Genomic DNA, 12,333 nt, shown 5'->3' with positions numbered 1-12,333 from the left:
AGGGTTAGTCGCGGCGGGAAAAGTTGCGCAGCTTCCGATCCTGCCGGGCCTGATAGATCAAAATCCACGCGAGAACGATAAACATCGGATGGGTCAACCCGCCCGAAAAGATGATCGCCGGGATCCAGATGATGAAAACGATTATCGCAACGAACAGGCGTCCGGTCAGAAGGATCGACAGTGGCGGGAGGAAAAGTGCGAGAACATAGTTCATGAAGTTGCCGTCATTTCTGCATTTTCGAATTGGGAGAGCCAGTTCTGCCAGTCGGCCTTGGCCCGGTCCGTGTATGCCTTGTATCGGTCCTTGCGCCCGCGACGCCCGCCCCTGAGTCCATCGACTGGGGGGAACAGGCCAAAGTTGACGTTCATCGGCTGAAAGGTTTTTGCATCCGCACCGCCGGTGATGTGTGTAATCAAGGCGCCCATGGCGGTTGTGGGAGCCGGAGTTTTGACAGGACGTCCAAGGATCTCGCCTGCAGCCATGCGGCCTGCAAGCAGACCCATCGCAGCGCTTTCGACGTAACCTTCGACGCCCGTGATCTGACCGGCAAAGCGAAGATTGGGCTTTGACTTCAGGCGCATCTGGGAATCGAGCAGGGTCGGCGAGTTCAGGAAAGTGTTCCGGTGGATGCCGCCAAGTCGTGCGAAGCTTGCATTCTCTAACCCCGGAATCATCCGGAAAACATCAGTTTGCGCGCCATACTTCATCTTAGTCTGGAACCCGACGATGTTGTAAAGCGTGCCGAGCGCATTGTCGCGACGGAGCTGCACCACCGCGTGGGCTTTGACGTCGGGCTGATGCGGATTGGTGAGGCCTACGGGTTTCATCGGCCCGTGGCGCAGCGTTTCGCGGCCGCGTTCGGCCATCACCTCGATCGGCAGGCACCCGTCGAAATATCCGGCTGTCTCGCCTTCGTGGAATTCGGCCTTGTCAGCCGCCACCAAGGCGTCGATGAACGCCTCATACTGCTGGCGGTCCATGGGGCAGTTCAGGTAGGCGGTACGTTCCTCTTCGGTTTCGCCCTTGTCATAGCGCGACTGCATCCATGCGCGGGACATATCGATGCTTTCGAAATAGACGATAGGGGCGATGGCGTCGAAAAATGCCAGCGCCTCGGACCCTGTTTCGGACTGGATCGCTCGGCCAAGCGACGTAGATGTCAGCGGGCCGGTTGCAAAAATCCAGTTGCCGCTGTCGGGCAGGGAAGCGATTTCTTCGTAGCTGACGGAAATGCGCGGATGTGACATCAGGGTTTGAGTCACTGTCTCGGCAAAAGGGTCGCGGTCAACCGCCAAGGCGCCACCGGCGGGCAGACGGTGTTTGTCAGCGGTTGACATGATCAGGCCATTCGCCGCGCGCATTTCCCAGTGCAGCAGGCCGACCGCATTCTGTTCACTGTCATCCGAGCGGAAGGAATTGGAGCATACCATTTCCCCCAGGTTGCCGGTCTTGTGCGCAAAGGTTTCGACTTTGGGTCGCATTTCGTGGATGACGACATCAACGCCCATTTCGGCCGCCTGCCATGCAGCTTCGGACCCGGCCATGCCGCCGCCAACGATATGTAAGATCTTGCTCATGCGATGCCATGTAAGGCAGCAGGTACGTCAGAGCAATGGGGATGGCAAAAAGGTTATCCCTGGGGTCGCCGTGTCGGAACTGTCAACCGGAAAGACCCGGTCTGGAGGGACCGTCAGACGGTGGCGACCCGTAAAGGAATAAACAATTAACTTGTTCTCTTTTGCCATAAACCTTCCGAAATGGAAAGCTTATAGATGGAAACAATTGCCCGAAATGGCAGAAACTATTGGTTCCAAGAGGGGGGGCGCTTTTCCAGAAACGCAGCAATACCTTGTTCCGTGTCGGGATTGAGCATGTTTTCCACCATGACATTGCCTGTGAATTCATAGGCCTGCGATACAGACATCTGAATTTGCTCGTAGAAAGCTCTTTTCCCGATTTTGACGGCTGTTCCCAGTTTGGACGCAATTATTCCGGCCAGTTCATCTGTTTCATCGGCAAGTCGATCAAGAGGCACGGATTTATTGATCAGCCCTGCAGATTCTGCCGCATCGGCATTGAGAAAAGTGCCTGTGCTCAGCAACTCGAAAGCTTTCTTACGCGATATGTTGCGTGACAGCGCGACCATCGGTGTCGAGCAGAAAAGCCCAATATTCACGCCATTTACGCCGAACTTTGTATCTTGTGCTGCAATTGCCATGTCGCAGGTCGCAACAAGCTGGCATCCCGCCGCGGTTGCAATTCCATGAACCTGTGCGATGACGGGCTGGGGTAGGGTCGGTATTGTTTGCATGACCCGAGAGCAGCGTTCAAATAGATCCTTGAAATAGGCCGCCCCCCCGTCCTCGGACTGACGGCCTGCGGTCATTTCCTTGAGGTCGTGACCCGCGCAAAAGGCCTTGCCCGCGCCCGACAGAATGACAGCTCGAATGGATTTGTCTTCCCTCAACTCGTCGAGCGTATATTGAAGCGCTGCGAGCATTTCATCCGACAATGCGTTCAGACGCTCGGGCGCGTTCATCCGCAGGTGCGCGACCGCATCGATATCGTTACGTTCAAGAATTGCCATCTTGCCCTCTCCCCTTGTTCTGGCCAACTCTAGCTCGAAGCGAGGGAGAGGAAAAGAATGGCGCTGATCTTGAACAAGACGGAAGTGATGGAATTTCTGGATGAGGTCTTCCCTCAGGTCCGTAACAGTTTTTTTATCGATGAACTCGAAGAGAAATCGATCAAGATGCGTCTTCTGGTGAATGACTCTCACCTTCGGCCCGGCGGCACGGTTTCGGGGCCGTCCATGTTCAGTCTTGCAGACGTATCGGTCTATGCCATGGTGCTTGGCATGATCGGGCGGCAGGCGCTGACCGTCACAACCAACTGCTCTATCGATTTCATGCGGAAACCTAAGGCAGGAAAGGATCTGATTGCCACGGGAAAGTTGCTCAAACTCGGCAGGTTGCTGGCGGTAGGTGATGTATTGCTACAATCGGAGGGTGAAGAGGAAGTCGTTGCGCGGGCTACGCTGACTTACGCAATACCGTTGAAATAAAAAAAGGGCCGGGAGCATGTCCCGGCCAGTTCCGTTTTGAGCCAAAACGGGGAGATCATACCTGGTAGAAGCGCTTTCGCTGTTCTTTCAGCGCTTGGGACTCGGTGATGCCGATATCCTCCAGAAGATGTTTGTCCAAATGTTTGAGTTGCTGTCGGGTTCGGCTGCGACGGTCCCATTCGGTAACGACACTGGCTGCACGAATGAACACTGCTGCGATCAGCGGAAGGCGGTCCGCTGTGCTGAGCATGTACAGGTTATCTGCCGGTATCGTTCGTGCCATGGGATATTCCTTTCGAATTGTATTGACACAATCTAAATTGTAAGTAGTTATTTTGGTACAAAGGGTTCTGAGCCCTGTCCAAGGAAGAATTGTATTGAGTACAATTAAAGCCGAAAAGCTGCCGGCTAAGGGTCCGAAATACCTGTCCGTCGCCGATATAATCGCTGAATCGATACGGTCTGGGGATCTGGCCGCTGATAGCAAACTGCCGCCTGTGCGCGATCTCGCCTATCAGCTGGGCATCACGCCCGGGACAGTTGCGAGGGCGTACACGGTGCTGACGAATAAGGGACTTTTGCGGGCCGAAGTGGGACGCGGTACATTTGTTGCGCGCAACGACCAGCCTGAAATGCCTGACGATGGCGTTCCATTCGGACAAAACAGTCCTGTTTCGCCTATTGAGATTGATGTCGTGCCTCACGGCAATCATGGTACAATTGCTGAAAGCTGGCCCGTCAGCCTGTTTTCTCCGGGGCTTCCTAATCTTGGGCAGGCCGGGATCATTCGGAAACTTTTGGCCGAAGTGGCGCAGGATCCACCCTCTGGCCTGATGCACTACCCTTCCCACGCGTCTTCCGAGCAGGCCCGGATAGCCGTTTTGAACTGGCTGGATAATGTCAGGCTGGGACGTGTCGATGAGAATGACATCGTCCTGGCAAACGGCGGACAGAACGCAATTCTGATCATCCTACAGTCGATCCTGCGTGGGCCTCGGCCAAGTGTGCTTGTCGAAGAGCTGTCTTATCCCGGGTTTCGGCGAGCGGCTGATCTCTTGCGAGCACCCGTCGTTCCCGTGACAATGGACAAGGACGGATTGATCCCCGAGGCTTTGGAGGAAACGGCCAGAACGCATGGCGCACAAGTTATCTGCACCTCGCCAGACGTACAGAACCCCACCGGTATATTCACGCCAATTGAGCGGCGCGAAGCGATTGTTGAGGTTGCGCGCAGGTTGGATCTCCAGATTGTGGAGGATGCGTGCTATCAATCGTCGGGCATACCCGTACCAAGCTATCGCATGCTGGCGCCTGAACGCGGCTGGTATTTGTCCTCGCTATCAAAAACAATCACGCCTGGATTGCGAGTGGGTTATGCCGTAGCGCCCGAGGCTCAGTCGGCGAACCTGCGCCGTGCTGCGGACCACAGCTTTTTTGGACTTTCCGCTCCGCTTGTCGATCTGACCGCCAAACTTCTCGTACATCCCGAAACGATTGCACTTGAAGGCAAGGTTCGCAATGTTTTCGATCAGTACATTCGCTCAGCAGTTAACCATCTTGGCATTTACGAGCTTACATGGCGAGAGTCGGTCCCTTTCCTGTGGTTGGGGCTGCCAAAAGGATGGCGCGCTGCCTCGTTCTGTCAGGCTGCCGAGGCGCAAGGGGTTCAGATAAGATCGGCTGAGGAATTCGTTGCACGTGAAGCGCGGGCACCGCATGCAGTTCGAATTGCTGTCAACGCGATGATCCCGTTGGCTATCTTTGATGAAGCGATGTTAAGGCTGCGTCGGCTGCTGGACAATCCTCCGGAGCGGATCAGTGTGTAATTTGTGGGGTATTTTGATACCTATTTTTTAAGAGTCTGATTTTCCTGCATTTTATGGTGATTGCTGTGCTTGACTGACGTGCAATAGCTTATTAAACCCCGTCCATCGAATTCAGGCGCACGCCTCGAGTGTGCGCCCTTCATGTCAAACGGGACAAAGCTGATGAAAACTTTTTCTGCCACCCCAGCAGAGATCGACAAGAAGTGGATCCTCATCGATGCCGAAGGCGTCGTGCTGGGCCGTCTTGCATCGATCGTCGCCTCGCGTCTGCGTGGCAAGCACAAGGCAACTTTCACGCCGCATATGGACATGGGTGACAATGTCATCGTGATCAACGCGGACAAGATCCAGATGACCGGCAAGAAGCGCGAAGAGCACTTCTATTGGCACACCGGCCACCCCGGTGGGATCAAATCGCGTACCAAGCAGCAGATTCTCGACGGTGCTCACCCTGAGCGTGTCGTGTTCCAGGCTGTGAAGCGCATGCTTCCCGGCAACCGTCTGTCGCGTCAGCAAATGACCAACCTGCGCATCTATGCAGGTGGCGATCACCCTCACGAGGCGCAAAGCCCCGAAGTTCTGGATGTCAAATCCATGAACAAGAAAAACACCCGGAGCTGAATGAATGGCTGACCAGATCAATTCCCTCGAAGACCTCAAGGACGTCGTGACCGAGAATGTCGGCGCCGTTCAAGGGACCGAAACTGACCTTGCGCCGCGCGAACCCGTTCGCGACGAGCTGGGCCGTGCGTATGCCACCGGCAAACGTAAAGACGCCGTTGCGCGCGTCTGGATCAAGCCGGGCTCCGGCAAGGTGACCGTCAACGGTAAAGCGATCAACGAATACTTCGCTCGTCCCGTTCTGCAGATGATCCTTCGCCAGCCCTTCACCGTTTCGGGCACCGAAGATCAGTTCGACGTTGTTGCGACGGTAAAAGGCGGTGGCCTTTCGGGTCAGGCGGGCGCGGTCAAGCACGGTGTTTCCAAAGCACTGCAGCTGTACGATCCCTCGCTGCGTGGCGCACTGAAAGCCGCTGGCTTCCTGACCCGCGACAGCCGTGTTGTCGAACGTAAGAAGTACGGTAAGGCCAAAGCGCGTAAGAGCTTCCAGTTCTCCAAGCGCTAATACGACCCTACAAAAACGGAGAAAGGCCGCTCGTTGGAGCGGCCTTTTTTGCGTTTGTGAGGAGCAACTCTGATAACGGCGAAATGGTGTTAGCTCCTTATCTGAATTGAGTTTTTTCCTGTCTGATTGGTGTCGAAATTGCCCAAATCGGGTGGACTGTCACATCGAAAAAGCTAAATATTTCGCGTGTATAGAGTGCAAAGGGTGCTCGGTGACAACTTAGGGTGTAAACATGTTAAGAATTCTATCGACCGCAGGCGTGATTGCTATGCTTGCGGTTTCCTCCAGTGCTGCGACGCTGAAATATGAAACCGAACTGAGAGGGGCGAGCGTTGCGCCCGAAGCGGTTTCTACTGATGCACGCGGCAAGGCAAAGCTCAAGCTCAAGACCAAGAAGGAAATGATCAAGCTGAAGGTCCGTGTCCGAAATCTTGACTTGGATGATCTGCTTGACGATCCAGACCTTGGGCCAATTCAATTGTACGCAGGTGAGGCGGGCGAAGTCGGCGAAGTGATTGCACCGTTCTCGCTTGACGACTTCCGTTACAAAGAGACCAAGAAGGGTTTCAAACTTAAGATAAAAAAGATCGCTTTCGATGATATCAGCGTGGCTAGCGGGATGAGCTTTGACGATTTCGCGACGCTCGCGGCAGTTGGCGGTGTCTATGTTGATGTCGATACAAACGCGAATGAAAGTGGCGAATTGCGGGGGCAGTTCAACGGCAGCTCTAAGCCAATTTCGGCGGACCGGGTTCAGCCTGCGCCTGTGCCGCTGCCGGCGACCGGTTTGATGTTGATTGGGGGCCTCGGACTCTTGGTCGCTCGCCGTAAAACCAAAACAGCCTGAGCTGTCTCTTCTCGAAATCTGACGAAAGTGGCCGTGTTCGCAAGACATGGCCATTTTTTGATGTGTCGTCGCAGCATTGCTTGTGACGTAGAGACCAAGCGTGTAACTCCGTAGCAGATCGAAATATTCTGGCAGGTTTTTGGTGAAAACAGTAATTCTAGCCGGGGGGTTCGGGACGCGAATTAGCGAAGAATCCCATTTGCGGCCTAAACCCATGATTGAAGTCGGCGGCCGTCCGATGCTTTGGCATATCATGAAGCTGTACGGGGTTCACGGCATCACGGAATTCGTCGTATGCTGCGGCTATAAGGGCTATATGATCAAGGAGTATTTTGCCAATTACTTCCTTCATATGTCCGATGTGACCTTCGATCTGTCCAATAACAGCATGGAAGTGCACAATCAGAGCGCCGAGCCATGGAAGATTACTCTGGTAGATACAGGGGAAGCGACAATGACCGGCGGGCGTATCAAGCGCATTCGCGATTATGTCGATGGCACATTCTGTCTGACGTATGGGGACGGGGTGAGCGATGTCGACATAACCGGGCTTGTTGATTTCCATAAATCCGAAGGCTGCGAAGCGACGTTGACCGCAATTCTTCCCGCCGGGCGCTTTGGCGCATTGGGAATTGAAGGTAATCGCGTGACCCGCTTTCAGGAAAAGCCGAAAGGTGACAACCGCTGGGTGAATGGCGGTTTCATGGTTTGTGAGCCGTCGGTATTTGATCGGATCGAAGGGGATGATACGGTTTTCGAAACCGGGCCGTTGGAGGAGTTGGCGGATGACCGCCAGCTCGGTCTATGGAAACACGATGGGTTTTGGATGGCGATGGACACGATGCGTGACAAGGCCATGCTTGAGGAGATGTGGGCCTCCGGTTCTGCTCCGTGGCACACGTGGAAGTAAAATCGATGGCAGGATTCTGGCAGGGTAAATCGGTGTTGGTAACCGGTCATACTGGTTTCAAGGGAAGCTGGTTATCCCTTTGGTTGTCGGAGCTTGGCGCCAAGGTTTCAGGTATCGCTTTAGATCCTGAAACGGATCCGTCACTATTTGAACAATTGCATCTGGCCGACCGCGTGAACCACAAAATAGGCGATATTCGCAGTTATGAAACGGTTCGCCAGACGGTCATTGAGGCTGAACCGGACCTTCTCTTTCATCTGGCTGCCCAGCCGCTCGTTCTTGCGTCTTACGAAGACCCCCTGACCAACTGGGATACGAATGTAATGGGGACGGCGCATGTTTTGCAAGCGCTGCGTGAGGTTGCAAAACCCTGCGCCGCAGTAATGATCACCACCGATAAAGTGTATGAAAATCGCGAATGGATCTATCCATATCGCGAAGAAGATCGGCTTGGTGGCCACGATCCTTACAGTGCCAGTAAAGCGGCTTGTGAGTTGCTGATTGCAAGTTGGCGGAAATCCTTCTTTGGGGATCTAAAAGTACGTGTCGCTACGGCTCGGGCTGGTAATGTGATTGGCGGGGGGGATTGGGCCGCGAACAGAATTCTGCCCGACCTTGCTCGGGCGCTGTCTGAGGGGAAAACCCTAACGGTCCGAAACCCTGGATCATCCAGACCTTGGCAACACGTTCTGGAGCCGCTGTCCGGGTACATGCTGCTTGCCGAAGCGTTGTATGAAGGTGTCAAACTCTCCGACAGCTATAATTTCGGGCCGGAGTCGAGCGATGTACGCCCGGTGAGGGAATTGGTGAATACGGCTCTCGGTTCGTGGCCTGGAAACTGGGAAGATGCATCCCAATCAGGAGCCCCTCACGAAGCCGGACTTTTGAGCCTTGGAATTGAAAGAGCGCGCGACGAACTTGGTTATGCGCCACGCTGGAATTTCGAGAGGAGTGTTCGGGAAACCATGCTATGGTACAAAGCCGCTTCTGAGGGTCGCGATGTTCTACCGGTAACCTTAGCGCAAATCCGTGACTTCGAGATGTCAGGATGAAGTTCATTCCTCTCTCATTGTCAGGCGCTTATGAGGTACAGTTAGAACCGCGATCGGACGAGCGAGGGTTTTTTGCCCGCATGTATTGCGACGATGAGTTTGCTGCAAATGGTCTCAACACGAACTGGGCGCAGATCAACACGTCGCATAGCGTCGAGGTGGGAACTTTGCGGGGGATGCACTTTCAGCGGTCTCCGCATCGAGAAGTGAAGCTGGTACGATGCCTGCGTGGAACTGTTGCTGACGTTATAGTAGATTTGCGTTCAGAATCCGATACTTACGGCAAACATGTAACCATCGAATTGAGCGGTGATCTGCGAAATGCAATTTATATTCCTGAAGGTTTCGCCCACGGTTTCCAAACGTTGAAGTCGAATTCAGAGCTCCAGTATTTTCATTCCTCGCCTTACACTCCTTCATCGGAAGGTGGGGTTAATCCTCTAGATCCTGCGCTTGCAATTGACTGGCCGCTAGAGCCGCGCAATCTGTCTGAGCGCGATACCACACTTCCTAGATTAAAGGACGTACCTCCGCTGTGACCAATGAATGCCGCCACTGTAAGAGAGAGCTTACGCTCAAGTTTCTCGATCTCGGTCACGCACCGCCGTCGAACGCTTATTTGACCGATGAGGATTTATCCCGACCGGAGGTAACCTTTCCGTTGCGGCTCTGGGTTTGCTCATCGTGCCGGCTTGTACAGACGGAAGATTTTGCTGAAGCTGATCAATTGTTTACTGAGGACTACGCATATTTTTCCTCGACCTCGAAGAGCTGGCTGGCGCATGCGGCGGAATATGTCGACATGATAGTGGAACGTCTGTCCTTGAATTCCGAAAGTCATGTCATCGAGGTGGCGTCCAATGATGGCTACCTCCTGAAAAACTTCTTGGAGAGAGACATTCCCTGTCTGGGTGTTGAGCCCACAAAAAGCACAGCTGAAGCTGCCGAAGCGCTCGGAATTTCTGTGCTCCAAGAATTCTTTGGCGAGGAAATGGCAAAGGCACTGCCGCAAGCCGACTTGATCCTTGGTAATAATGTCTACGCGCATGTGCCTGATATTAATGATTTTACCTTGGGTCTTGCTGCTGCCTTGAAACCGCAAGGCGTGGTTACGCTGGAATTTCCGCATCTGATGCGATTGGTTGAATTCAACCAGTTCGACACAGTTTATCACGAACACTTTTCCTATCTGTCGCTGCTCAGCGTAACCAAGATCATGGCTTCTGCCGGCCTGAGAGTTTTCGACGTCGAAGAGCTGCCGACCCATGGGGGATCGCTGAGAGTTTACGCTTGCCTCGAGCAAGCCGATCATGCGTCCCGGTCCAGTGTCGCAGAACTACTGGCGGAGGAGCGTCGGCGCGGTATGGAGGAAGATAATTTTTATTCCGAGTTTCAGTCGAAGGCCGAAAGCGTCCGAAATGAGTTTCTGCGGTTCCTGCTAGACGCGCGTCGCGATGGGAAATCTGTGGCGGCATATGGCGCGGCGGCAAAAGGCAATACCCTGGCGAATTTCGCGGGAATAAAACCCGATCTTATCCCTTTTGTATGTGACGCAGCAGCGTCGAAGCAGGGCAAGTACTTGCCTGGAAGCCACATTCCAATTCGACCGCCTTCCGTGCTTGACTTGGAAAGGCCGGACTATCTTGTCGTATTTCCTTGGAACATCATGCCCGAAGTCAGAACCCAGCTTACTGAACTCTCGGGACTTGGCACGAAATTTGTCACTGCTGTACCAAGGATGAAAATCTCATGAGCCGCATTGCCTATACGCGTCCTTCAATAACCGATCTCGAAGTTGAATATGCGACGGACGCGGCCCGAAATGGGTGGGGGGCAAAGTGCTACGACTATATTCACCGGTTCGAGGCGGGGTTTCGCGAGTATCTGGGAGTAGATTACGCGATTGCCACCTCCAGCTGCACGGGCGCCATGCATATGGGGCTTGCGGCGCTTGGCGTATCCAGCGGTGACGAAGTAATCCTTGCCGACACGAACTGGATCGCCACTGCTGCGCCTATTGTGCATTTGGGCGCCACTCCGGTCTTTGTGGATGTGGATCCCGTATCCTGGTGCATCGATCCGGATAAAGTGGTCGCCGCCATCACGCCGAAAACGAAGGCAATTGTGGCTACTCATATCTACGGTAACCTTTGCGATATGGCAGCGTTGCAGGATATTGCGGAACGCCATGGACTAACGTTGATCGAGGACGCTGCGGAGGCATTGGGATCGCAATATCGGGGTCAGAGAGCAGGCTCCATGGGAAGATTTGGTACGTTTTCCTTCCACGGTACCAAGACGATGACTACGGGCGAAGGCGGGATGTTCGTTACCAGCGACCCAGGTCTATACGAAACAGTCCTTACGCTAAGCAACCACGGGCGGTCGCGGCACCAGACGAGACAGTTCTGGCCGGACATGGTTGGGTTCAAATACAAGATTTCGAACCTTCAGGCGGCCATTGGCTGTGCTCAAGTGGAACGGGCGGAAGAGCTTGCCTCGCGCAAGCGGGAGATTCTTGCCGCCTACAAGCAACGTCTCTTGCCAAGCAATAGTATCGCGATGAACCCCGAACCAGACCACGTGGTTAACGGAGCCTGGATGCCGACAATTGTCTTTGACAAGAAGACCGGCGTCACCAGAGACAAGGCAATTGCAGCGTTTCAATCGGCAGATATCGACGCACGCGTGTTCTTTAGCCCATTGTCCGAATTGGATTTCTTCGAAAACCGCTTTGCGACCCCAGTAGCCGAAGACATAGCAGAACGTGCGCTCAACCTGCCAAGCTATCATGATATGACCGATGACGACATTGACCGGGTGTGCGCGGTGATCCGAGGTCTTTTGGATGGATGAACGCCGTTTCGTTGTCTGGGGCAGCTCGGGACACGCCCGCGTTCTGCGAGATATGCTTGGACCAAACGACAGAATCGTTGGGTTGATCGATAATGATCGAAATGCTCGGACGATTCAGAACGGCGTTTCTCTTGTAGTTGGCATTAAAGGTTTCAGAGCTTTAATGGAGGAGTTTCGGGCAGAAAGTCTTAGCGGTCTGGTCGCGATCGGTGGAGGACGCGGCGCTGATCGGTTGGAGATCCTTGATCTTTTCGTGGCAAGCGGGCTCGAGACGCCCGAACTGATCCATCCCTTGGCATATTGTGCACCGTCTTCGACCGTCGGCAAAGGATCGCATGTAATGGCGCAGTCTGTGCTGGCCGCTGACGCACGGATCGGGCGTGGCGTAATTATCAATCACGGTGCAGTTGTCGACCACGAATGCATCCTTGCTGATGGCGTACATATTGCGCCCGGAGCAACGCTATGTGGTTGCGTGCATGTCGGCGAAAATGCGTTCATCGGGGCGGGAGCAACAGTGCTGCCGCGGCTTCACATCGGGGCAGGCTCTGTGGTAGGCGCAGGGGCGACAGTTACCTGCGACGTTCCAGAAAATACCGTCGTTACAGGCATCCCGGCACGACCGGTTTCAACGTGAAAAGAGAGAATTGA

Annotated in this window: 15 protein-coding genes; 11 read left to right on the top strand and 4 right to left on the bottom strand. The window is 54.2% G+C overall.

The window, feature by feature from the left end; genetic code table 11:
- Positions 1–4 precede the first annotated feature (4 nt).
- The 3 genes from MF268_RS13695 to MF268_RS13685 all read right to left on the bottom strand — a co-directional run bounded on the left by MF268_RS13695 (position 5) and on the right by MF268_RS13685 (position 2,588).
- Positions 5–214, bottom strand: coding sequence for a hypothetical protein (locus MF268_RS13695; protein WP_238371422.1), 210 nt, complete (start codon positions 212–214; stop codon positions 5–7).
- Positions 211–1,578, bottom strand: coding sequence for a methylenetetrahydrofolate--tRNA-(uracil(54)-C(5))-methyltransferase (FADH(2)-oxidizing) TrmFO (gene trmFO / locus MF268_RS13690; protein WP_238371421.1), 1,368 nt, complete (start codon positions 1,576–1,578; stop codon positions 211–213). Before trmFO ends, MF268_RS13695 begins: the two co-directional genes overlap by 4 nt.
- A gap of 224 nt (positions 1,579–1,802) precedes the next feature.
- Positions 1,803–2,588 (bottom strand): enoyl-CoA hydratase, encoded by a 786-nt coding sequence (locus MF268_RS13685; RefSeq protein WP_238371420.1) that lies wholly within the window; start codon positions 2,586–2,588, stop codon positions 1,803–1,805.
- 57 nt (positions 2,589–2,645) lie between these two features.
- Between MF268_RS13685 and MF268_RS13680 the strand changes: the two genes are divergently transcribed.
- Positions 2,646–3,065, top strand: coding sequence for a PaaI family thioesterase (locus MF268_RS13680; RefSeq protein WP_238371419.1), 420 nt, complete (start codon positions 2,646–2,648; stop codon positions 3,063–3,065).
- 55 nt (positions 3,066–3,120) lie between these two features.
- On the opposite strand, the gene MF268_RS13675 is transcribed toward MF268_RS13680, so the two are convergent.
- Positions 3,121–3,348 (bottom strand): DUF1127 domain-containing protein, encoded by a 228-nt coding sequence (locus MF268_RS13675; protein ID WP_238371418.1) that lies wholly within the window; start codon positions 3,346–3,348, stop codon positions 3,121–3,123.
- 94 nt (positions 3,349–3,442) lie between these two features.
- On the opposite strand from MF268_RS13675, the gene MF268_RS13670 reads away from it, so the two are divergent.
- The 10 genes from MF268_RS13670 (at position 3,443) to MF268_RS13625 (ending at position 12,319) form a co-directional block, all read left to right on the top strand.
- A complete protein-coding gene (locus tag MF268_RS13670; RefSeq protein WP_238371417.1) occupies positions 3,443–4,891 on the top strand; it encodes an aminotransferase-like domain-containing protein in 1,449 nt (482 codons plus the stop codon).
- Between the two features lie 162 nt (positions 4,892–5,053).
- Positions 5,054–5,512 (top strand): 50S ribosomal protein L13, encoded by a 459-nt coding sequence (rplM, locus tag MF268_RS13665; protein WP_238371416.1) that lies wholly within the window; start codon positions 5,054–5,056, stop codon positions 5,510–5,512.
- 4 nt (positions 5,513–5,516) lie between these two features.
- Entirely contained in the window at positions 5,517–6,017 is a 501-nt protein-coding gene (gene rpsI / locus MF268_RS13660; protein WP_088634567.1) for a 30S ribosomal protein S9, read from the top strand.
- Positions 6,018–6,249: 232 nt separating this feature from the next.
- Complete coding sequence (locus MF268_RS13655) at positions 6,250–6,864, top strand: CHRD domain-containing protein (RefSeq protein WP_238371415.1); 615 nt, start codon at positions 6,250–6,252, stop codon at positions 6,862–6,864.
- Between the two features lie 142 nt (positions 6,865–7,006).
- Entirely contained in the window at positions 7,007–7,774 is a 768-nt protein-coding gene (gene rfbF / locus MF268_RS13650; RefSeq protein ID WP_088634683.1) for a glucose-1-phosphate cytidylyltransferase, read from the top strand.
- A gap of 5 nt (positions 7,775–7,779) precedes the next feature.
- Positions 7,780–8,826 carry a CDP-glucose 4,6-dehydratase gene (rfbG, locus tag MF268_RS13645; RefSeq protein ID WP_238371414.1) on the top strand — a complete coding sequence of 349 codons (1,047 nt, stop codon included), beginning with the start codon at positions 7,780–7,782 and terminating at the stop codon, positions 8,824–8,826.
- Complete coding sequence (locus tag MF268_RS13640) at positions 8,823–9,365, top strand: dTDP-4-dehydrorhamnose 3,5-epimerase family protein (protein ID WP_238371413.1); 543 nt, start codon at positions 8,823–8,825, stop codon at positions 9,363–9,365. The genes rfbG and MF268_RS13640 overlap by 4 nt, the downstream gene beginning before the upstream one ends.
- Entirely contained in the window at positions 9,362–10,579 is a 1,218-nt protein-coding gene (locus MF268_RS25390; RefSeq protein ID WP_238371412.1) for a class I SAM-dependent methyltransferase, read from the top strand. Before MF268_RS13640 ends, MF268_RS25390 begins: the two co-directional genes overlap by 4 nt.
- A complete protein-coding gene (locus MF268_RS13630; protein ID WP_238371411.1) occupies positions 10,576–11,682 on the top strand; it encodes a DegT/DnrJ/EryC1/StrS family aminotransferase in 1,107 nt (368 codons plus the stop codon). Before MF268_RS25390 ends, MF268_RS13630 begins: the two co-directional genes overlap by 4 nt.
- Positions 11,675–12,319 (top strand): acetyltransferase, encoded by a 645-nt coding sequence (locus MF268_RS13625; RefSeq protein WP_238371410.1) that lies wholly within the window; start codon positions 11,675–11,677, stop codon positions 12,317–12,319. Before MF268_RS13630 ends, MF268_RS13625 begins: the two co-directional genes overlap by 8 nt.
- Positions 12,320–12,333: the final 14 nt, after the last annotated feature.

Source organism: Heliomarina baculiformis (assembly GCF_019966545.1).
Classification (GTDB): domain Bacteria; phylum Pseudomonadota; class Alphaproteobacteria; order Rhodobacterales; family Rhodobacteraceae; genus Heliomarina; species Heliomarina baculiformis.
Note: the sequence above shows the minus strand (reverse complement) of the source record. Positions and strands in the feature narration are given on the sequence as shown.